Annotated in this window: 15 protein-coding genes; 4 read left to right on the top strand and 11 right to left on the bottom strand. The window is 59.8% G+C overall.

Going from position 1 to position 22,594, the window contains the following annotated elements; translation table 11 throughout:
- The first annotated feature begins 12 nt into the window (after positions 1-12).
- On the top strand, positions 13-960 hold the full coding sequence (locus IPP95_00960) for a hypothetical protein (protein ID QQS72837.1): 948 nt from the start codon (positions 13-15) through the stop codon (positions 958-960).
- On the opposite strand, the gene IPP95_00955 is transcribed toward IPP95_00960, so the two are convergent.
- Complete coding sequence (locus tag IPP95_00955; GenBank protein ID QQS72836.1) at positions 961-2,556, bottom strand: choice-of-anchor B family protein; 1,596 nt, start codon at positions 2,554-2,556, stop codon at positions 961-963. It abuts the gene before it with no gap.
- A gap of 109 nt (positions 2,557-2,665) precedes the next feature.
- On the opposite strand from IPP95_00955, the gene IPP95_00950 reads away from it, so the two are divergent.
- Positions 2,666-3,460: a universal stress protein gene (locus IPP95_00950; GenBank protein QQS72835.1), complete on the top strand. Its 795-nt coding sequence runs from the start codon at positions 2,666-2,668 to the stop codon at positions 3,458-3,460.
- 61 nt (positions 3,461-3,521) lie between these two features.
- Here the strand turns inward: IPP95_00950 and IPP95_00945 are convergent, their stop codons facing one another.
- The 6 genes from IPP95_00945 to IPP95_00920 form a co-directional block, all read right to left on the bottom strand.
- Positions 3,522-6,272 (bottom strand): DNA gyrase/topoisomerase IV subunit A, encoded by a 2,751-nt coding sequence (locus IPP95_00945; GenBank protein QQS74159.1) that lies wholly within the window; start codon positions 6,270-6,272, stop codon positions 3,522-3,524.
- Between the two features lie 33 nt (positions 6,273-6,305).
- Positions 6,306-6,731 (bottom strand): hypothetical protein, encoded by a 426-nt coding sequence (locus IPP95_00940; GenBank protein ID QQS72834.1) that lies wholly within the window; start codon positions 6,729-6,731, stop codon positions 6,306-6,308.
- Positions 6,728-7,453, bottom strand: a complete 726-nt coding sequence (locus IPP95_00935) for a hypothetical protein (GenBank protein QQS72833.1) — start codon at positions 7,451-7,453, stop codon at positions 6,728-6,730. Before IPP95_00935 ends, IPP95_00940 begins: the two co-directional genes overlap by 4 nt.
- On the bottom strand, positions 7,450-9,369 hold the full coding sequence (locus tag IPP95_00930) for a type IIA DNA topoisomerase subunit B (protein QQS72832.1): 1,920 nt from the start codon (positions 9,367-9,369) through the stop codon (positions 7,450-7,452). The genes IPP95_00935 and IPP95_00930 overlap by 4 nt, the downstream gene beginning before the upstream one ends.
- Before the next feature lie 168 nt (positions 9,370-9,537).
- Complete coding sequence (locus tag IPP95_00925; protein QQS72831.1) at positions 9,538-10,227, bottom strand: hypothetical protein; 690 nt, start codon at positions 10,225-10,227, stop codon at positions 9,538-9,540.
- Positions 10,228-10,378: 151 nt separating this feature from the next.
- Entirely contained in the window at positions 10,379-13,339 is a 2,961-nt protein-coding gene (locus IPP95_00920; GenBank protein QQS72830.1) for a fibronectin type III domain-containing protein, read from the bottom strand.
- A 459-nt stretch (positions 13,340-13,798) separates the two neighbouring features.
- On the opposite strand from IPP95_00920, the gene IPP95_00915 reads away from it, so the two are divergent.
- Positions 13,799-15,199 carry a hypothetical protein gene (locus IPP95_00915; protein ID QQS72829.1) on the top strand — a complete coding sequence of 467 codons (1,401 nt, stop codon included), beginning with the start codon at positions 13,799-13,801 and terminating at the stop codon, positions 15,197-15,199.
- Here IPP95_00915 and IPP95_00910 read toward each other — a convergent pair.
- The 4 genes from IPP95_00910 to ychF form a co-directional block, all read right to left on the bottom strand.
- Positions 15,163-15,915, bottom strand: coding sequence for a glycosyltransferase family 2 protein (locus IPP95_00910; protein ID QQS74158.1), 753 nt, complete (start codon positions 15,913-15,915; stop codon positions 15,163-15,165). The two genes, IPP95_00915 and IPP95_00910, sit on opposite strands and share 37 nt — an antisense overlap.
- A gap of 95 nt (positions 15,916-16,010) precedes the next feature.
- Positions 16,011-18,146: a M3 family metallopeptidase gene (locus IPP95_00905; GenBank protein ID QQS72828.1), complete on the bottom strand. Its 2,136-nt coding sequence runs from the start codon at positions 18,144-18,146 to the stop codon at positions 16,011-16,013.
- An 89-nt stretch (positions 18,147-18,235) separates the two neighbouring features.
- Positions 18,236-20,170 carry a cytochrome c/FTR1 family iron permease gene (locus IPP95_00900; protein QQS72827.1) on the bottom strand — a complete coding sequence of 645 codons (1,935 nt, stop codon included), beginning with the start codon at positions 20,168-20,170 and terminating at the stop codon, positions 18,236-18,238.
- The gene (gene ychF, locus IPP95_00895) at positions 20,170-21,261 is read right to left on the bottom strand and encodes a redox-regulated ATPase YchF (protein QQS74157.1); all 1,092 of its coding nucleotides are present in this window, start codon (positions 21,259-21,261) and stop codon (positions 20,170-20,172) included. The genes IPP95_00900 and ychF overlap by 1 nt, the downstream gene beginning before the upstream one ends.
- Positions 21,262-21,760: 499 nt before the next feature.
- Between ychF and IPP95_00890 the strand changes: the two genes are divergently transcribed.
- On the top strand, positions 21,761-22,570 hold the full coding sequence (locus tag IPP95_00890) for a hypothetical protein (GenBank protein QQS72826.1): 810 nt from the start codon (positions 21,761-21,763) through the stop codon (positions 22,568-22,570).
- The last annotated feature ends 24 nt before the right edge of the window (positions 22,571-22,594 follow it).

Here is a 22,594-nt window from a genome sequence, read left to right as displayed (position 1 = left end):
CCTTTGCCCGCCATGGCAAAACACCGCGCCGTTTCCCTGTTTATTGTATGGTTCCTCGCGGCAATGGCCGGCGCCCATGCCCAGGATGCCGCAGCGCTTATCGCCCAAGGTGACAGCCTGTTGGAGGCCGACCGTGGCACCAAGGCCATGGAAGTGTATGACGCCGCCATTGCCCTTGCGCCCACAGCGGACACCTATGCGGGCCGGGCACGTGGCTGGTACTACTTGGGCAAGTATGACAAGTTCATCACGGACGTGGCGAGCGCATTGAAATTGGACAGCCTGCACGCCAACGCCAACTATCAACGGGCGCTCTATGCATTCAGGTCGGGCAACAACTCGGAAACGATCGGGTTCGCTTCACGCGTACAGCCCAAAGGCACCCGGGAACTCTGGGGCCGGGCCTTGGTCCTGCGGGGTGAGGCCGAGGCCGCACTGGGCATGAACGCACAGGCCATCACCGACCTCGCCGAGGGACTGGACGAACGCTTGGACGACCTGCCCGCGATGAAGACCTTGGCACGGCTCTATGATGCCGCGGGCCAGCCCTCCAAGAGCTTGGTCGTGCTGGAAAGGCTGTGCGCGGCAGAGCCGGGGGATATCGGTAATTGGAGCAACCGGGGCTTCGAACTCAGCAAACTTGAACGGTACGAAGAAGCCGTGCAAGTGCTGGACAGGGCCTTGGACTTCGACAAGGACGAACCGGTGGTACTGAGCAATAAGGCCCACGCGCTGCTGAAATTGGACCGTGACGCGGAGGCCTTATCCGCCGTGAACCGCAGCTTGAAGGCGGAAGCTGCGAATCCCTATGCCCTCCGGACCCGTGCACTTTTGTATTTGCGAAAGGGCGATCAGGACAAGGCCTGTGATGACCTCACCCTGTCCAAGGCCATGGGCGGCGCACCGGAGGTGGACGGCCTGATCAAGCAGCACTGCTCCGGCATGCCGAAGAAACGCTGATCACTGCTCCACCAACAACCGCTGCACACGTACCTGACCATCCAGGTCCGTGGCACGCACAAGATACACGCCCGGCATCAGGTCCTCAACTGCCCCGTACGCCGTTCCCACCATATGGAACGACGGTATGACCGCACGGCCCTGTGTGTCGACCACATCCACCATCAACATAGCTGGGCCTGCCATTTCCAGTGTAAAGCTTCCGGAACAGGGATTCGGGCTGATGAAGAACGAGGGGCGATCGGTGAACTCCGCCAAACCGGCGTTCACGGCACCCCCCAACGGCACGTCCAGCACGGTGACATGCCCACTCTCCAGCTCGACACCCGAGATGGTGGCCGTCGGATAACCTGCCGCTGACACCGTGACGGTATAGCTTCCCGGAACATCCGTGCCCAATGCGTACAGCCCGTCAAAACCGGTACTGTCCGCGGCCGTGGTGGTTTCCAGGGTGATCGTGGCCTGGTTCACCGGATCCCCGGTGCCCGCGTCCGTGATGAGGCCTTGAAGCCAGCTGGCATGCACATACGTCGGCCCTAGGATGTACAAGCCTTCTTCAATGTCGCTGATGAGCAAGTTCCCGCTGGGCAGGAACGGATAGACGCCCCAATCACCATGAAAGCCGTACCCGGTAGAAGGTGATGTGTCGAAATGCCCGACTTCCACGAGGTTCTCCGGATGGGTGGCATCGTAGATCACCACGCCATAGGTGTAGTAGCTGGTCACCAGGAAATGGTCCAGCCAATAGGTGTTGTGGGGTATGACATTGTTCCCGGGATCGCTCCGGAGCCGGTCCACCTCACGGATGTCCGTAGGGTCGCCGATGTCATACGCCGCGACGTACGCATTGGACACTTCATCCGTGCTGAAAAGGTATTGTCCCGAATCGTCAAGCCACAGGTTGTGCGTGAAATTCGAGGCGGACGCATGCGATCCCAGCATGACCGGAGAAGCCGGGTCGCTGACATCCACGATGGTGAAGATCCCCTGATAGACATGCGCAGCATAGAGCGTATCCCCCCGGGCAAAGCTGTCGTGGCAATAGAGCGGGTCATAGCTCCCCACCTCCACCGGTGCCTCGGGGTCCTGAGTAAGGTCGTACATGATCACCCCGCCGTTTCCCCGGTTAGTGCCTTGCACATAGAGCCTTCCATTTTCATCGATAAAGAGCGAGTGTGCCGTGTTCCAACCCTGGCCATGGAAGATGGTCACCGGCAGGTCCGTGCTCTGCGGCAACGGCGACAGGTCCACGATCAGCAGGCCGAAATTCGCCTCGGTGGTCACATAGGCATGATCTCCCCACACCTTCACCTCCCGCCAGATGCTGGGCGGCCCCGGCGCGAAAAAGACCTCCACCGGATGGGCCGGGTCGGTAACGTTCACCACGGAAAGTCCCCCGCTGTTCGGTGCCCCCGAGCCATTGACCCCGACCAAGGCATACTCATTCCCCTCCTCATCCGCATAGCCCCACAGATTGGAAAGATCGCTGCTGCGCAGGCTGTCGTAGTCCAGATGGCCCAGTTCAACAATGTTGGTCTGGGCATTGGAACCCAGCGTAATAGCTGATAGGAACACCAGGGTGAACGCGGTCTTCATCCTGCAAGCATACGCCGGATCGTCCGGGCGGATACGCCCGCTATTGCCCTTCGATGGTGATCCAAACGGCAGAAAAACGTAGTTTGGTGCCCGCCTACCACTAACATCCATGATGAAGATCCTCTGCCCCACCGACCTCACCTTGGCCACCGATATCGCTCTTTCCCATGCCGGGAACATCGCCCAACGGGGCAATGGGGAGGTCACACTTTTCCATGTGCTCACCAAGGAGGAGGTTAAGAACAACGACATTGGAAACCCCGGCCCGCACGTGAAGACCTTGGACCTGTTGTCAAAGCAAGGCGTGAAAGTGAACCGTGTGGACCGCGAGGGATCACCCTTGAAGGAGATCGTCGCCGAGGCCAAGAACGGCCATGCCCTGATGGTCGCCGGCACACACGGTGTGCAAGGTCTGCGTCAGGAGTGGCTGGGGTCCGACATGCTGAAGCTCGTGCGCGAAGTGCCCATCCCCACGTTGGTGGTGCAGATGTATTCCCCGCGCACGGAGAACATAGGCCACATACTGATGCCGGTGGCCGGCCATGCCGATATCACTCCGCTATTGGACGCCGTATGCCTGCTGGCCAAGATCTCCGGGGCCGAAGTTGACGTGTACCAGCAGCTGCAGGAAGGCAGCACCACCAGCAATACGCTCTTGGCGAACAAGGTGAAGATGATGGAGCGCCTTGCCAAGGAAGGCATCAAACACGAAGAGGTGCATGAGCCCGTGGAGAAATTCTACGAGGGTTTCGCCGTCCGCACCATCCGCTATGCGAACAAGGTGGGCGCCAGCTGCATCGCCATCATGGCCAACGCCAGCGGCGACCACAAGAAGATCGCGGACAAGGAGAAGCAGGACCTATTGGTGAACGAAAAGGGGATCCCGATCCTTTGCGCGGTGTGAGCCCATTTCGATCGAAAGAAGTCGTGCCTCAGGAACCCCTTCGGAAGATCACTTAGGGGGACTAATCCAATCCCAGGTCCATTTGCTTTCCGGGCTTGTAACCGATGATCGGTTGATCGGGATCGTCCTCCTTGGGCGCCTTTTGGCTCTTGCGGAACTCCTCCATCGGCGAGCGCTCCAAGCCTTCCTCCTCGGGCGGGTCCAAATGGCCGATCTCGTCGTCGGAGATCAACATCCGCTGCTTTTCCTCCAGTTCCGGGGTCATCACGGTGAAGACCTCACCGGTGAGCTTAAGATCCTTCACCTTGTACGGGGTTAAGCGGTTGCCCAAAGCCTTCACGCCTTTCACGGCGATGAACTCTGAAAGCGCCACCTCCTCATCGGGCCGGTCATTGCTTCGCTTGTCAAAGACGACGTGCAGGCCCGTCTCTGGAACGAGGGTGTGCAGGACGAGCTTGCTGTCCTGATGGTCGGTGATGAACTGCACGGGATCGCGCGCGGCCTCGGCGAGGAAACGCTTCACGTTGTACTGCTGCTTCTCCCCTTCCCAGTACACGGCAGTGATCGCCACTTCCGGATCCCACTTCAGAATGGTGACGGCCTCATCAGGGAAGTGCGTACCCAAGGCGAACGGGAAGAGCTGGTAGTGGCCGGTGTTGAGGATCACGAGGATCTTGTCGTCCCCACTGAAGCGCCCCAGATAGCGCCCGTGCCCGGCCTCGTTCAGGCGGCGCACGGTCTCGTCGAACCAGATCGGGATCGCGCCGAGCGTGCTTCCGCCACGCTCCTTCTGCGTCAGCTTATGCACCATGTAGCGCGTGAGCAGGTTGCCCTTGCTGCCGCGCCCTTTCACCATGAGATCGCCGAAGTCCACGTCGAACTGGGTCTTCCGCAGGTTGGGGCGAGGACGCAAGTTGATGCGTATGGTCTCCGACGCGCCGTCCGGGTTGGCGGTGAAGTAGAGCACCTTGCTCCCCTTACTGCCGTTGGTAAGGTCGTAATCCTTGTCCCGCGTGATGGACGTGACGGAAAAGCGCTTCATGTAGCTCGGCCCCTGCGCACCGTCCTGGTAGATCAGGTGGTAGATGGTGCGCTCGTCGTTCTTCTTCCACACGGCGACGTGCAGCACGCCCTTGCCGATGAATTTCTTGTCCGCCACCTTGGTGACCTGCATGGTGCCGTTGTCGCGGAAGACGATGATGTCGTCAATCTCCGAGCATTCGTCCACTTGCTCGAAACCTCGCAGGCCCCAGCCCATGAAACCCTCCGCGCGGTCCACGTATAGCTTGCGGTTGGCCACGGCGACCTTGGTGGCCACGATGGTGTCGAATGCGCGCAGTTCCGTTTTGCGCTCGCGGCCCGTGCCGTACTTGCGCTTCAGCTCTTTGAAGTAGTCGATGGCGTATTCCACCAGTGCATCCAATTTGCCCTGCGTACTGGCAAGCTGCTCCTCCAATCCCTTGATGTGCTCGTCGGCCTTGAAGCTGTCGAACTTGCTGATGCGCTTGATGCGGATCTCGGTGAGGCGCACGATGTCCTCTTCAGTGACGGCCCGGCGCAGCTCCTTCACATAAGGCTTCAAGCCCTTGTCGATGAAGCTGATCACTTCCTCCCACGTCTCGGCCTCCTCGATCTTGCGGTACACTTTCTTCTCGATGAAGATGCGTTCCAACGATGCGAAGTGCCATTGCTCCTGCAGCTCGGCCTTCTTGATCTGCAACTCCAGTTCCAACAGCCGCAGCGTGTTTTCGGTGCTGGTCCTCAACAGTTCGTTCACCCCAAGGAAGCGCGGTTTGTCGCTCTCGATCACACAGGCGTTCGGTGCGATGCTGAGTTCGCAGTCGGTGAAGGCGAAGAGCGCGTCGATGGTGTTGTCCGGCGAGACACCGGTGGCGAGGTGGATCTGGATCTCCGCCTCGGCGGCGGTGTTGTCCTCAATGTGCCGGATCTTGATCTTGCCTTTCTCGTTGGCCTTGATGATGCTCTCGATCAGGCTGGCCGTGGTGGTGCCGAAGGGGATCTCGGAGATGATCAGCGTCTTCGCATCCTCCTTGCGGATCCGTGCCCGGCAACGGACACGCCCTCCGCGACGGCCTTCATCGTAGTTGTCCGCGTCGGCGAGGCCGCCCGTGGGGAAGTCCGGCACGAGCTTCGGGTTCTTCCCGCGCAGCACGGCGATACTGGCGTCGATCAATTCGTTGAAGTTGTGCGGCAGCACCTTGCAGCTGAGGCCAACCGCGATGCCTTCGCCGCCCTGTGCGAGCAGCAGCGGGAATTTCACCGGCAGAAAGACCGGCTCCTTGTTGCGCCCGTCGTAGCTGCTCTGCCATTCGGTGGTCTTCGGATTGAAGACGACGTCGCTCGCGAATTTGCTGAGGCGTGCCTCGATGTAACGCGGGGCTGCGGCGCTGTCGCCGGTGAGCGTGTTGCCCCAGTTGCCCTGCATGTCGATCAGCAGGTCCTTCTGGCCGAGCTGCACCAGCGCATCACCGATGCTGGCGTCACCGTGCGGATGGTACTTCATGGTATGCCCGATGATGTTCGCCACCTTGTTGTAGCGCCCGTCGTCGAGGTCCTTCATGCTGTGCAGGATCCGGCGTTGCACAGGCTTCAGGCCGTCATACAGCGCGGGCACCGCACGTTCCAGGATCACGTAGCTCGCGTAATCCAGGAACCATTCGCGGTACATGCCGCTCACGCTGAAGGTGCCCGCCTGGCCCGCGCCTGGTACGCCTTCAGGCGTTTCGCTTCCGTTCGGGGTGATCTCCTCACCCTCTTCCGCGTTCTGGTTGTCGTCCAATTCGTCACTCATCGTTTTCACCGCCACTATGCGGAATTCCAGTATTCAGGGGTTCGCAGTGGTGCAGTACCGGTAGACCTTGGTCTTTGAGAACTGCACTTTCAGCTGGTAATCGTAGCAATAGGAAACGCCGGGCACCACATGGTGGTAGGCGCGATCTTCCGGGGGCGGGAACTCGCTTGAGTAATCGAAGACCTCGCCCGTGTTCACCAAGGTGACATAGAGCGTGTAGTCCGTGCCGGGCGCTAACAGGTCCGCACGGACGTGGATCGTTTGTTCCACTACCGTGTCCACGTGGACCGGACCGCTGTATACGATCCGTGCGGTGTCGGAGACCAGTTCTATCAACGCGGGCCCGTTGTAATCCGGGTCCAAGGGATTGGAGGTGAGACCTGCTGGGTCAAGGTCGTCCTTCAGGCAGCCAGCCAGACCGATAATCAGGGGAATGCAGATCAACCACGCGCGCCTCATCGGGAGAAATTCCATGTTAAGCCGCCGGTCCATTCACCGCCGTCTGTTCCGGGTGTCCAGCTCAATCCGTCAAAGCGCAGTTTTTCCGTGTCGATGAAAACAGGCTTCTTCGTTTTCGCGGAACGCAGGTACAAGTAGGTCGTGGCGGCGGCGAAAAGCACCGTGACGCCCGCCGCGACCAAATAGCCGGTGCGGGCCTTGTCAAATTCGTCCTCGTGCGAAGGAATGGTCTCACTCTTCAACACGGTGATGGCATTGGGCGAAGCGGCTTCATTGTAAGCCTGGCGATCGTCGTCCAACCGGTCGTGCGCCTTCTTCATTTTGCTGTACCTGATCGAAGTGTAGAGCAAAGAAGCGCCGGTGGCCACGGCGGGAATGAGCCGCATCACCTGCCTATCGTTCCTGAAGGCTTTCAGGTCCCGCTGGTAAACGAGGTATTCTTTCGAGAAGGGCAAGCGCAGAGCCAGTGATCGAGCCTCCCCACCGGCGATGGTGATGGTGGTGTCCACCATATTTCGCTGGGGTGCCCAAAAGCTGAAGTGGTGCGCACCTTCCAGCAGTTCCAACTCGGGCCTCTGCATGGTGAACTGGTGATCAAGCCTGTAGGAGAAGGAGGTCGGGGGATCGATCTCCAGGCGGAGCTCTCCGGAAGTCTGCGCGATCAGCGCAACGGCGGGCAGCCAAGCCAAGAACAGAAGGAAGCGCCGCAGGACCATGATCATACTTCCACTTCGTTCTCCTCCAACTTCTTCGCGATGGCCCTCACACTTGCAGCCGCCGCTTCCGCAGCTGTCTCTTCCACCAAGTCCTTTTCCACCTTCAAATTACCGATGATGAACTGCTGCCGGTTCGGCGTGTTCTTGCCCATGTAGAAGCCGAGCAGGTCGTTCACCTTGGCGTCTTTGGTGATCATCACCGGCTCCAAGCGGATGTCCGGGCCGATGAAGTGCTTGAACTCGTCCGGACTGATCTCTCCAAGACCTTTGAAGCGGGTGATCTCCGCGCTCTTGCCCAGCTTGGCGATGGCGCGTTGGCGCTCCTCGTCGCTGTAGCAGTAATGCGTTTCTTTCTTGTTCCGCACACGGAAGAGCGGCGTTTGCAGGATGTAGAGGTGGTCGTTCTTCACCAGGTCCGGGAAGAATTGGAGGAAGAAGGTCATCAGCAGCAAGCGGATGTGCATGCCGTCCACGTCCGCATCGGTGGCGATCACGATCTTGTTGTACCGCAGGCCCTCCATGCCGTCCTCGATGTCCAGAGCGGCCTGGATCAGGTTGAATTCCTCGTTCTCGTACACCACCTTTTTGGTGAGGCCGTAGCAGTTCAGCGGCTTCCCCTTCAGGCTGAAGACCGCTTGCAGGTTCACATCGCGGCTCTTGGTGATGCTGCCGCTGGCGCTGTCGCCCTCGGTGATGAAGAGCGTGCTGTTCTCCTTGCGGTCGTCCTTCTTCGGGTCGCTGAGGTGGACGCGGCAATCGCGCAGCTTTTTGTTGTGCAGGCTGGATTTCTTCGCGCGTTCACGGGCCAGCTTGCGGATTCCGCTGAGCTCTTTCCGCTCGCGCTCATTCTGCAAAATGCGCCCCTGCAGCACCTCGGCCACAGCAGGGTTCTTGTGCAGGAAGTTGTCTAATTCGCGGCCGAGGAAGTCGCCCACGAAGCTGCGCATGCTCTGGCCTCCGGGTTCCACTTCGAGGCTGCCGAGCTTGGTCTTCGTCTGGCTTTCGAAGACCGGTTCCACCACCTTCACGCTTACGGCGGCCACGATGCCCGTGCGGCAATCACCGGCCTCCCAGTCCTTCTTGTAGAATTCCTTGATGGTCTTCGCCACGGCCTCGCGGAAGGCGCCTTGGTGCGTACCGCCCTGCGTGGTGTGCTGGCCGTTCACGAAGCTGTAGTACTCTTCGCCGTAGTGGTTGGCATGGGTGATCGCCACCTCGATGTCGTCGCCGATGAGGTGGATGATGGGGTACAGCGGCTCGCCGTCCATCTTGGTCTCCAGCAGGTCCAGCAGGCCGTTCTTGCTCTGGAACTTCCGGCCGTTGTAATGAATGGTAAGGCCGGTGTTGAGGTAGCAGTAGTTCCACAGCAGCCGCTCGATGTGCTGGTCGCGGTACAGGTACTGCTTGAACATCTGCTCGTCCGGCTCGAAGACCACGCGGGTCCCGTTGGGCTCGTCGCTCTTCTCCAGCTTGGTGTCCTTGCGCAACACGCCGCGGTCGAACTCGGCGCGCTTCAGTTGCCCCTCCCGCACGCTCTCGATCTTGAAGTAGCTGCTCAGCGCGTTCACCGCCTTCGTACCCACGCCGTTCAGGCCCACGCTCTTCTTGAAGGCCTTGCTGTCGTACTTGGCGCCGGTGTTGATCTTGCTCACCACGTCGACCACCTTGCCCAATGGCACACCCCGCCCGTAGTCGCGCACTTCCACGCGCGGGCCTTCGATCGTGACCTCGACCTTTTTGCCGTGGCCCATCACGAATTCATCGATGCAGTTGTCCAGCACCTCCTTCAGCAGGATGTAGATGCCGTCGTCGAAGCTGCTGCCGTCGCCCAGCTTACCGATGTACATGCCCGGCCGCAGCCGGATGTGTTCTTTCCAGTCCAGCGACCGGATATGCTCTTCGCCGTAATTCGTCTCGCTCATGTATGGGTGCGGAACCTCAATGTCGACAAGGGTTCCCGCGCGTCGGCACGAAGTTAATCCTTGCCCGGCAAGGGGTACGGCCCCCATGCCGGTCGCGTTATCAACGATCGGCGACGGGTTTTCAACAGAACCGCCATTTTGGCGACCATCCGATCTAGGGATACTGCTTCACGGGCGGGCCGACGATCTGAAGAAGCGATAACCGATCATCAGTCGCACATACGCTGGTCTTGGACCGACTTGGCGGAACGTGGCGAACTTGGACGAATAAGGCACTCCTTCCCCTCGGATGGTCCAGTGCTTGGCAAATGAGCCTTCCAACCCGACATAGGGAGCGAAGGCGAAGGGGTTCATTTGTTCCATGTCCGCATACACGCTGTCCACATGGATGTGACCGGCCGGAGGGCCACCATGAGAACTATATCCTTGCCAAGTGATCGTACCCGAGCTCTTTTCATGTCGGTTTGCTTGAACATTGAGTCCCAGATCGGCACCGACCAATATGTGGACTCTCTTCGATAAATGCACGGAAAGCAGGGGTGTCAGCAACACCTGTCCGGTCCGTGTCTCCATCGTTCCTGATTTGTCATAAATCCAGTCACCGGTCCAATCAACCGAACGGAACTTCTGGTCCCAGAACACCGTGGACCAACCCACGCCGAGGCTCATGTGGGTCACGGTATCCGCTCCGAAATGATAGGCCGCCGAAAGCTGCCAACCGTTCCCGATAGCAGATGGCTTGACCCTATCCTTGCTCACCAGCTCAGCTCCCCATCCATGAACGAAACCGGCCATTACCTCAATACTCTGCCCTCGACCCAAAATGGTTCCGAACAGGCCGATGCTCAGCAGCATCATGCGGAAGCAAACGCCTCCGAATGGGCGGCGCAAGCAGTTCGTGGACAATAGGCCGGATGAATTAGCCATGCACGAATGTACTTGTTCAGATACCTGAAGATCGCCCGTCAGGGTGATCCTTTCTCATTCCACCCAAATGCCCGTCTCCTGGTCACGGCAGTTGCTCGTTCACCACGTCGGAGGGCACACTTCCGCCGATGTTCGAAAGGATCAGGTCCCTATCGTTGTTCGCCCCGGTGTACCTCACCTTGCCGTCCATGTTCACGTCCGTGCCCCAGTAGCCGCTGATGAAGCCGGTGACCGGGGAGCTGCCGAGGGCCTGCAAGATCGGGTCCCGGTCGTTGCCGGCCCCGGTATAGCTCACCGTGGTATTCCCGTTCACATTGCCGGACCAGAGCAGCATCACAGAGCCTTCCACTTTGCGCGAATTGGTGCCGTAGGTGCTTGTTCCAGCCAGACTGAAGTCGATGTCCGTGGCCGTGGAGGACAGCAGATAGGTTCCCGACATGCACCCCAAGTGGTTCCGGTGGCGCACCACTACCCGGTAGTTGCCCGCGTTCGAGCAAAAGCCCAGCGGGGAAACGCCGTCAAGCGCGGTGACATCGCCATCCCGCTGAAGCAGACCTACGCGAGTTTCCTCCACCACGGTGGGGTCGGTCGCGTTCCGAAGCTCGACCAGCATCCAGTCCACAATGGCATCCGGACCGGTAACGGTGAAAACAGCTGGATCGACCGTCACTGGCCCCGCCACCGGAAAGCCCATGACCGTGTACGGCTCATCGGTCGGCAGCAGATCGGCGGCACGCAAGGAATCCACCATCAACCCGTCGGAAACACGATACGGACCTTGTAATAATACGCTGATGCTCAGAATTATGGGTGGCGTTACCTCACATGGCTCTTCCAGTGTTGTAAAGACTTTCGGCCCGCTATACTGCGCATTGCTTCCAGGACAAGCCGAGCTTACCTCAAACTCATATTCCGTCGCCGGGTCCAAGCCGCTGAGGGCGTACGAATTCGCTTGGACGTTGCTAACGACCGTCCAAGTGACGTCCGCCGTCCGGCGCCAGCGCAGGTTGAAGGTGGTGACAACAAGCAGCTCAGCCCAGGACAGCAATGCGCTGTTGTAGGTGATGTTCTGGGCCTGAAGTCCCGACGGCGTAGGACAGGACGAAACTTGGGCAGAAATGTAAAGGTGGTAGCATTGGGTGGCACTGAAGGCACCGCCATAGCCGTATACATGGGCGTAGTAGGTGCCCGGTGCAGCCCCGGAGAAATTGATATATTCGCTGGTAGTGCCCCCGTTCTGGGAAATAGAGAGTTGCGTCCCTCCGGCATCGAGCAGTTCCAGGTCATAGTCGCCGGCCAGCCCACTGAGGTTCATGTTGATGTTACTGGTCGAAGCCACGGTGAAGCTGTAATAGTCCTCGTCCGCTGCGGTCGCGATCAACGCATCCATGGAAACCGGGACGGCAACGGCCCCTGCGGTGCCCAGGCTATTGTTCGGCTCCACGAAGTCCGGGCAGGGTGCCACGGTGGTAAAGGTGGCGATGGCCGAATACGTGGACATCTCAGCACCACACTCGGAAAGCACCCGGAAGTCGTACGCGGTCTCTTGCGCCAGGCCCGTCAGTGCATAATTACTGTCGGTCAGCCCTGTCACCGTGGTCCAGCCACCGCTTGGTGAAAGCCTCCATTGCAGGGTGTAAGCGGTAGCCCCGGCCGAGGCCCACGTGAGGTTTGCTGAATTCACGGTGATCATGTTGGCACTGAGCCCAGTTGGCGGATCGCAGGAGGTACCGCAGACGGCCAAGCAGGTCGCTGCGTTCACCCGGCCTACGATCAACGCCGCAGGCTGTGGGCCAAAACCGTTCACGAACTTGATCCCTGCACTGACCAGGTGGCAATAGCTCATGATCGTACCACCGACCGCGGACGATGGTACCGGAGCCGCTGGACAGGTTCCCTCCACATAACCAGCGGCAGGGCCACAACCGTCGATGGCCGTGTAGTCGCCGTTCCACGAGCAGGCATGCGTGTGCGGCGACGCCATATTGTGCCCTTGCTCATGCGTCACCACTTCCACGCTCCAACTGTAGGTGGGAACACTGCTGTAGCTGGAGCTGATACCGCTGAACGCCATCCGGTAACGCGTGCCGTTGCACAAGGTGTTCAACCAAGCGATGCCACCTCCCCCACGAAAAGCGAGCAAATGGGCCAGGTCACCGTTGAAGCTGGTGCGGTAGTCACCGAACTGGTCCAGCAACTCTCCGGAACTGTTGCTGGTATATGGGCTGGTAACGTCCCAAACGTACACTTCGGAAAGCGCCACATCGATCCCATCGTTCGCATAGATGATGGAGCTTTGGTTGAAGAGGCCGGTGACGTAGTTCGTGGCGTTGGTCACGCTGCCCTTGTTGACGAAAATGTCATTGTCCACCTCCCAGTAAAAGCGCACGCACCGCGTGGTCCGTTCCCCCGGAGCTGCCGGTACGGGGTGGCTCGCATCTCCCGGCACCTCCCTGACATCGCATTGCGCACCGGGACTTCCGCGCAGGTCCTGCTCCCGGTAGAAGACATGAAGCCCATCCCGGTCGTTGTCCAAGCGACCGATCACCCGCTGGCCGTCGGCATCGGCCAACAGGCCCATCACTTGGTCGGGGAAAACACTGATCGCCGCGATGGAGCCCGGTTCGCCACGCACCATGCCTTGGTAATGCACCGAGGCTGTTCGCCGCACTGGCAGGTCCGTGCTCGCTTGCACCACGCGGAAATCCGAGGTGGTGATGTCCACCTTCTCGAGGTCCAGCACCACGGGGCCGTTCGCGCCGGGGACTGAAAGGCTGATATGGTGAGGCTGCCTTCCGAGGACGTCTGCCGCTTTGGTCGGATCGAAGCGCAATACCGTAGCCCGATAGCACGCCCGCGACCAAAGTGCGTCCGTGGCAGCGGATGTGGCCACCGGAGTGAACAGTTCAACTGGCTCAAAAGCGACGCCCCGGGACTGTATGGCCTGAATGTGCTCCGAGACCAAGCCACCGGAACGGGCTTGGCTGAACAGGGAGAGCAAAAGGAAAAACGAAGCGAAAAAGGCGGCGGAGCGACGGATCATGGGCAGTTCGGATCAAGACCTTGAATGGCCCGACCGTCACGAAGCTAACTGTTCAGGAGAAAGCCTATCATATCTTTTCGACAAGCAGTAGCTCTTGACCGGGCCCATAGGTCCGGATCGCGACCGATGAGCGCTCCTTGGCATGTCAAGGAGCACAACTCAGCTATTCCGTCCCCACTTTCCATGGCCGCTGATCGGGTCAGGAACGGGATTACCGGGAGACCGTAGGGTACCTCGAAGAACCTCGAACCGATGGCACAAGCGCTTATCGTTCGTGACAGCCAAGGCGCGACGAAAGGAAGTTACCCGAAGGTAACTGACTGAGGAGCAACGCAGGATGGCCGAACGAGAACGCTTGCCCGAAGGGGCGACGCGCAGCATCGCTGACACGGGAGCGAGGTTCTTCGAGGTACCCCGTACCGGACAGGCCTACAGGACAGAAGGTGCTATCATTGCAGCATGTCCAAGAGCACGGCCGAAATTCCCATTTCCGCATACCGGAAATGGAAATGGTTCATCCATGGATGCTTTCTGTTGTTGGCCATACTTGCTGTCCACTTCCGCTACGAGCGCCTCTACGCTGATTCTTCCTACTATCTGTTGCACACCTTGGACACGGGTCTGCCCTGGGTGGACCATGAACGCTACTCGCTTGTACTTGCCGAACTCCCCGCTTTGGTGGCGCTCTACGCAGGCTCTTCATTAAGCGGGATCATTCTGGTGTACTCTTTGGGACATGTCCTGTGGGCATGGCTGGCAGCGGTGTGGTGTATGCGGATGGCGCGCCCTGAACTGGCCGTTGCCGTGGCCTTGCTACAGTTCATCGGACAGACCTGGCTGTTCTTCTCACCTATGATGGAGATCTGCTACGGGGCCACCGCCGCCGTGGTACTGCTGGGCTATTGGCAGGCGGACCCCGTTCCACGCAGTTCGAAATTGGCCGTATGGTCTTTCTTGGCCCTGCTTCTGGTGACCAGCCACCCGGAGCATGCGATCACTTTTCTGGTGATCACCACCGTGGTATGGGCAGGGAATGGCAGGAAATGGCGGACCCTTTTGATGGCCGTGGGGCCATTGGCGGTCCTGGTGTTCATCAAGGTGTTCTTCCTGAGCGAGTATGAAGAAGGCAAATTGGGCAATGCCTGGAACGGGGATCTACGCTGGCTCCACCCGGCCTATGCATGGAAAGTGGCGGTCCTGTTCCTGAGCCATTTTCCGGACCTCATCGCACTGGCTCTTTTCGGGCTGATCATCTCCGTGCGCCGGGGTTCACTGCTCCCGGCCGTGCTCCTGCTTGCAGGGACCCTGGTCGTGGTGTTGGTGGTCAATACCGCCATGGACGCCACTGACGCTTCGCGATACATTGACTCCGCATATTTCCCCGCCTTCACGTTGCTGGTGATCCTTGGTGTCTCCGGCCTGCCCCGCCTGGGTCCGCGTTCGACATGGGCTGCTTTGATCTGCCTGATAGTTCTGGTGGGTGTGAGGTCTTATTTCATCACGGAACAAGGCAGGCAATTGGCCTTGCGGACACGGACCATCATGGCGATCACTTCGGCGTGTGGGCAACAAGGTCACGAAAAATGCTTGATCCCTGCGGGTTTCATGGATCCGTTCGGCTGGGGGTGGGAATGGAGCCTGCCCATGGAGGCCCTGCTGATCAGCAAGGCGGAATCGGGAAAAACCGTCAGTCTGATCACCACCGAAGACCTGGCGTTCGACAGCGCGTATGCCCACCTGCCGGACAGTGTGATGCTCCTGCGACGTTGGGAACCCAAGCCCATCCACAAGGTCAGGCCCATGTTCCAAGTCGAGCCCGGCCCCTATTCCAGTTTGGACAGTACCGACCTCCTTCCTTGACCTCGCCGGGAGTACTTCACGATGCACCAGATGGCCCGAAGCCCGTCCCGCCAGCCGATCTTCTTCCCGTCCGCAGCGGTCCGGGCACGATAACGGACCGGCACCTCCGCCCAACGCAGTTCCCTTCGCCGCGCCAGCAAGGCAGTCACCTCCGGCTCAAAACCGAAGCGCTCTTCACGCAACTCCAGATCCCTGGCCACTTCAAGTGGCATCAACTTATAGCACACCTCCATGTCGCCAATGTCCAAGCCCGTGAGCCGGTTGCTGAGCCATGTCAAAAACCGGTTCGCCAGATAGCTCCCACGGGGAAAGCCCGGATACGGGGGACCATTGTGGAACCGGTGGCCGTATACCACGTCCGCTTCCCCGCTAAGCAGCGGGCCGAGCAGGGCAACAAGATCGTTCGGGTCCAGTTCCAGATCGGCGTCCTGTACCACCATCAACGTCCCTGTTGCGGAATGGATCCCCCTATGTATGGCCGCGCCCTTACCCCGGTTCATGGGCTGGCGTTCCAAGCGTACCAGACCTTGCCCTTCGTCCGCAATGAATTCCTCCACCGTCCGCACCGTACCGTCCGTGGAGCTGTCATCCACCACGATCACCTCCTTGCCCATTCCCTCCGGTAGCTCAAGCGCCACCAGTTCCTTCAGGACGGCCGCGATGGTCCGCGCTTCATTGTAAGCGGGCACAAGAATGGAGAGGGTATGCGCTTGGATGGCGGGGATAATTGGGGAGTATCAGTTTGGCCAGTGAGGAGTGATCGTATACTCAGCATTCCCCTCACGGCTGCCTTGAACGCCGGACATCCGGCCTACTTCAACCCGCGCTTCTCCAGCAACGGCCCCACCTCGGGGTCCCGGCCGCGGAAGTCGCGATAGCGCTCGCCCGCATCCCTGCTGCCGCCCTGTGAGAGGATAGTGGCGCGGTAATGCATGCCGTTGGCGCTCGTCATCCCGCCGTGCTCCTCGAACCATTGGAAGGCATCAGCCTCCAGCACTTCGGCCCAGAGATAGGCGTAGTAACCGGCCGCATAGCCGCCGCCCCAGATGTGGCTGAAGTAGCAGGTGCGGTAGCGTGGCAGCACCATCGGCAGGTCCAGTCCGTAGTTGGCCAGCGCGGCTTTCTCGAACTTGGGCACGTCCTGAACCGGCGCGTCGGCTGGCAGCATGTGCCACTGTAGGTCCATGAGCGCGGCGGCGAGGTATTCAGTTGTGGCAAAGCCCTGGTTGAATTTGCTGGACTTCTTGATCTTGTCCACCAAGGCTTTCGGCATGGCCTCACCGGTCTTGTAGTGCTTGGCGTATTTAGCGAACACCTTCGGGTCCGAGGCCCAGTTCTCGTTGAATTGGCTGGGGAATTCCACGAAGTCGCGAGGCACGTTGGTGCCGGAGAAGAAAGGATACTGCTGCTTGCTCAATAGCCCATGGAGGGCGTGGCCAAACTCGTGGAATACGGTGGTCACCTCATCGAAGCTCAGCAGCGCGGGCTGGCCCTCGGCGGGCTTCTGGATGTTCATGTTCTGGGTGACGATGGGCTTCTCGTCCAGCAACCCGCTCTGGTCTTGGAAGCTGTCCATCCATGCACCACCTTGCTTGTTGTCTCGTGCGAAATAGTCGGCGTAGAACAGGCCGATGGTGCTGCTGTCCGCGTCGAACACCTCGAACACGCGCACCTCAGGCCGGTAGGTGGGCAGGTCCTTCCGCTCCTTGAAGCTGATGCCGTACATCCGTTCCGCGGCGAAGAAGACGCCGTCCTGCAGCACGCGGTCCAGCTCGAAGTAGGGCTTGATCTGGCTTTCGTCGAGGTCGTATTCCGCCTTGCGCACTTTTTCGGCATAGAAGTCCCAGTCCCAAGGCGCGAGCGTGAAGCCTCCCTTCTCCTTGTCGATCACGGCTTGCAGCTTGGCGGCTTCGGCTTTCACGTTCTTCACGGCGGCGGGCACCATGCCGGTGAGGAGCTTCACGGCGGCATCGGGCGTCTTGGCCATCTGGTCGTCCAGGGAATAGGCCGCGTAGTTCGGGAAGCCGAGCAGTTTGGCACGTTGGGCGCGCAGTTGCGCAAGACGGCTCACGGTGGAGCGCTGATCGGAGGAATCCCCCAGCATACCGCGGTTGATGGAAGCGTTGAAGATCCGCTCGCGCAACGCCCGGTCCTTGAGCTCCGCCAGCACGGGTTGCGTGGTGGTGTTCTGCAAGGTGATCAGCCACTTGCCCTCATGTCCTTTGTCCTTGGCGGTGGTAGCGGCGGCCTCGATATCCGCTTCGGTCATGCCGTCCAACTGGGCCTTGTCTTCCACCAGCACGGTGGCCTTGTTCACTTGCTTCAACAAGTTTTCACTGAACAGCGTGCCGAGGGTGGATTCTTCCTTGTTGAGCGCACGCAGGCTCTTCTGGTCGGCCTCGTTCAACAGGGCGCCGGCACGGACGAAGCGCGTGTAGTAGCGGTCGATGAGCCGAGTGGAAACACTGTCCAGGCCCAATGACCCGCGTTGGTCGTACAGGCTTTTAACGCGGGCGAAGAGCTTCGGGTCGAGGTTAATGGCGTCGCTGTGTGCGGCCAGTTTCGGTGCGATATCGGTATTCGTGGCCTGTAGGCTATCGTTGGTGTTGCAGGCCACAAGGTTGAAGAACACCTTGCTGGCACGGGTGAGCTCCTGTCCGCTCTTCTCCAAGGCGATGATGGTGTTCTCAAAGGTGGCTGCGTCCTTGTTGTCCGAGATGGCCTTCACTTCCTCCAGTTGCTTGCTCATCCCCTCCTCCATCGCAGGACCGAAGTCGCCGTTGTGGATCTTGGTGAAGTCCGGCGCGCCGAGGTAAAGCGTGCTTTCGGAGGCAAAGGGATCTTCGTGGGCCGGTGCGGTCGTTGGCATTTCTTTTTTCGTGGTGTCACTCGTTCCGCAGGAGGCGGCGAGCAGTAGTACGGACAACGCGGCGAGGGAATGGTTCATGCGGAAATGGGAATGGGAGGGCGAATGTAGCGGACCGATAATGGACAAGGATATTGAGAACCAATAATAAAAATCTGTCTGAAGCTGTCTCAGGCCTTGTGTGTCTCCCGCGCCATCCGCCAGCGCCCCAACAGCACGCCCCCGATCACCAGTGCCATTACGATGCCCTGCATGATCAGGCCTTGCAAGGTGGCATGTATCCCCAACAAAGGCACCGATATGAAACGTACCATGGTGGCGTGCAGCACGCCCGCTTCCTGTAGCGCGGCCACACCGTTCCCCGTGAAGACCACCGCCATCAGCGCCAACAGACCGGCGGTTGCGGCGAAGAAGGGCCCGATGGGCAGGCGCACACTGAATTTCAGGATGGCACCGCCAATGACCGCCAGCAGTATCGCCGCCGCACCGATACCGCCCAAGACCGCTTGTTGGCCTGCTGGTCCGGCTTGGCTGAGCAAGGTCTCGTAGAAAAGGATGATCTCGAAGAGCTCGCGATAGACCGCCAGGAAGGAAATGCCTGCGAGCGTCCAAAGCGTACCCTTGCCCAGCGCGGAGTCAACCTTCTCCCGGATGAAGTGCTGCCATGCCTTGGTATTGGACTTGTTGTGGAGCCAATAGCCTACATAGAGCAACATGGCCGCTGCGAGCAAGGCGGTAACACCTTCGGTCATTTCGCGGTTTGCACCGGAGATCGAGATCACCGTACGCGCCACAAACCATGTGAGGATGCCCAGCACCACCGCAGCGATCCATCCTGCATGGATCCAGGCCAACGCATCGCGGCGACCGGTCTTGATCACCAAGGCGATGATGGCCGCGAGCACAAGGATGGCCTCCAAACCCTCGCGCAGCAGGATCAGCAGGGAACTGATGAAGGCCGCCGTGGTGGAGAGCCCATCGCCGGAGAGCTTTTCGTCGGCACGGTCCAGCAGGACGTTGATGCGGGCGATGCTTGCGGAAACCGAATCCGCTGGCGCGTTGGCACCGATAGTGGAGCGCAGGGCCATCATTTCGTGTTCGGTCTGCTTCCGCAGCGGGGCGTCCACATTGTCCAGCGGTGCTTCGATCAACTCGAAGCCTTCGAGGTAGGCGCTGATGGACAGCTGACTTGCTGTGGCCAGGTCGCCGCTGCGGTACGCCTCCAGCGCGGCCTGCAACTGGGCCCGAGTGATGGCCAGCGGCGAGGGAGCCGAAGCCTTAACCGCTTCCGGATGGGCGATCAGGAAGGCCAGTACCGCAGCCCGGTCGGCACCATGCTGCTGTTCCACTTCCAACGGCGTGGCGGTCACAAGCGCGCGCAGGCCCGTGAACTGATCCGTGCCTTCACCTTTATTCCATAGTGCTTCGCCTTGCTTGACCAATGCGGAATTGATGCCAACACTTGCTGCGTAAAATGCGAGGTTCCAACGTTCGGCATCCGTCAACGCGCCGTATCCCAGCATCGAAGTGCCTTCCACCCCGAGCGTGATGGTGTTGTACAGGCCGAACGGGCTGCGGACATCCATGGCCTCCGTGTCGTGGAAGTTGCGCGGTGCCGGTTCCAAGCCTTCAGCTTGTGGGCCGTCGCCGGCACCGGTCGGCCCGTGGCAGGAGGCGCAATGGGCGATGTAAAGCGTCCTTCCACGTGCAAGGTCCGGGACCTGTTTGGGTGCCACGGTAACGCCGTAAGCCAAGATCACATCCCCGCGCAATGCCTTGGCCAAGGCGGCCACTTCCGCACCGTCCGCCTTTTGCGCGATCCGCTCCCGCAGTTTGCGCGCTTCGGCCATGAGGTCTTTGCCACCTTCCTTTTTCGGCAATGCCTCCAGCAGCACCATTACCTGCTGCGCGAATTCCTGTTGTTCGGCATATTCCGCCGCGTCCAGCACCTGGCCGTCCTTCACGAAGACAGGGTAGTCCACGCTCACATAATCCAGCATATGGACCACGGTGCGGGCCTGGTCCTCATTCCCCGGTACGGCCACCGCCCAGGATCGGATACCGAATGCCAGGAAAAGGATGAGGAATAGCCGGAGCGTGCGCATCAAACGTTGAACAAGAAGTGCATCACGTCGCCGTCCTTCACCACATATTCCTTCCCTTCCACCCGCAGTTTGCCGGCCGCCTTGGCCCCGGCTTCGCCTTTCAGCGTTACAAAGTCATTGAAGGCGATCACCTCGGCGCGGATGAAGCCTTTTTCGAAATCGCTGTGGATCACACCGGCGGCCTGCGGAGCCGTCATGCCTTGGTGGATGGTCCAGGCGCGTACCTCCTGTACCCCGGCGGTGAAGTAGGTGGCCAGCTTGAGCAGGTCGTAAGCGGCATGAATGAGCTTGTTGACGCCGGGCTCCTTCAGGCCGATATCCTGCAGGAACATCTCACGCTCCTCGGCCGTCTCCATGCTGGCGATCTCCGCCTCGATGGCCGCAGTGACGAAAATGACCTCGGCGTCCTCACTGGCCACGGCCTTGCGGACGGCTTCCACGTAGGCGTTGCCGGTCACTGCGCTCTTCTCCTCCACGTTACACACATAGAGCACGGGCTTGCTGGTGAGCAGTTGAAACTCGTTGAGCAGCGCGGGGTCGTCGTTGGCCGTCACCACCGTACGGGCGCTTTCACCCTTTATCAGCGCCTCCCTGATGCGGCTGAGCAGCTCGAAGCGGCGCTTGGCCTCCTTCTCCCCGATCTGCGCCTGCTTCTCCACTTTCTTCAGCCGGGCTTCAACCGTTTCGAGGTCCTTCAGCTGCAGCTCGATGTCGATGACCTCTTTGTCCCGGACGGGGTCCACACTACCGTCCACGTGCACCACGTTGGGGTCGTCGAAGCATCGGAGCACGTGCAGGATAGCGTCACACTCGCGGATGTTGCCTAAGAACTGGTTGCCGAGGCCTTCGCCCTTGCTGGCACCCTTTACCAGACCGGCGATGTCCACGATCTCCACCGTGGTGGGCAGAATGCGCTGGGGGTTCACGATCCCCGCCAAGGCATTGAGGCGCGGGTCCGGCACGGTGATGATGCCCGTGTTGGGCTCGATGGTGCAGAACGGGAAATTGGCCGCTTGGGCCTTCGCGCTGCTGACACAATTGAACAAGGTGCTCTTCCCCACATTGGGCAGCCCCACGATACCACACTTCAAACCCATGCTTTCCTTGGAATTGTCGCCCTTCGATTTTCCGGCGGGCCGCGAAGGTACTTCTTGGCCCGTCCACGGAGATCGCCGTGGACAGCCTCAATGGAAAGCCCGATCGGTCTCCAATATGGGTCGGCCATATACAGGTCCAACACGACCGGACCAGACCCGGCGATTGCATCGCCCGGGGCCGGTTCCATGCTAAAAACCCCTGATAGTCATGCATTTCAGCAGCAACCACGACAGACCGGGAGTCCTCCGCCAACATGTCCTTCAACGCATGAACTACGATCGGGCGCATGCCCGTCGGGGACGTCCGGACGGGCTGAATGATTAGCTTCGCCATGCAAACGATCCATGTCGGAGAAAAACCCAGGTCCATTACCCATCCCTTTGGAAGCAAGGGCTGAAACGTTCCGCATCCTCTTTACTTCAGCCCCACCGACGATCAGAAGCCTGTAAAAAGCCGTCCGCTCCTTACTTTCGCACACATCCAATCGACACCATGAAGCTTTTTCCTCTCGTCCTCTCGTTGACCACGGCCTCCGCACTGCTGACCACCGGAGCCCTGCATGCCCAATCCCAGCAATGGTGTGGCATCGATGCGGCCCGCCAGGTCTTGATCTCGGAAAACCCCGACCTGCTTCACCAAGCAGCTGAATACGAGCTTGGCCTTCAGGCATACCTGCAAGCCAGGGCCGGCCTGCGCGATGACGAGGACACGGTCGTGTACCACATCCCGATCGTCTTCCATGTCCTGTATGACCCCTCCTCATTATCGGACGCGCACAACGTCAGCGATGCGGCCATATACAATGCGGTGAACCAATTGAACATCCGATACAGGAAGCAGAACGCGGACCAAGATCAGATCTGCTGTGGTTTTGAAGCCATCGCGGCGGATGCACGCCTCCAGTTCGACCTGGCCACCAAGGACCCCTTTGGCAACTGCACCAATGGCATTGACCGCATTACGACGCTGCGTGGCACTGCGGCAAATGACTACTCCAAGCTGGATCCGTGGTTCAGGGACCACTACATGAACATCTGGGTATGCAATTCGATCAACTCGCCTTTTGTGGCCGGTTATTCCAACTACCCCAGTGATGTGCAGGGCGATATCGGTGCGCTGCGTGACGGGGTCATGATCGAATCCACATCCTTGGTCTCCTTCGCCCTGACCCATGAGATCGGCCACTACCTGAACCTTCAGCACGTGTGGGGGAACAACAATGACCCCGGGTTGGTATGTGGTGACGATGGTGTGGACGACACCCCGGTGACCAAAGGCTACGACCTGTTCTGCCCCGGATAGGACAACTGTTCGATCTGCGACCCG

This window comes from Flavobacteriales bacterium, assembly GCA_016700415.1.
Taxonomy (GTDB): Bacteria; Bacteroidota; Bacteroidia; order Flavobacteriales_F; family PHOS-HE28; genus PHOS-HE28.
The sequence above is the reverse complement of the archived record's forward strand: the minus strand, read 5'-3'. Positions and strand labels throughout refer to the sequence as shown.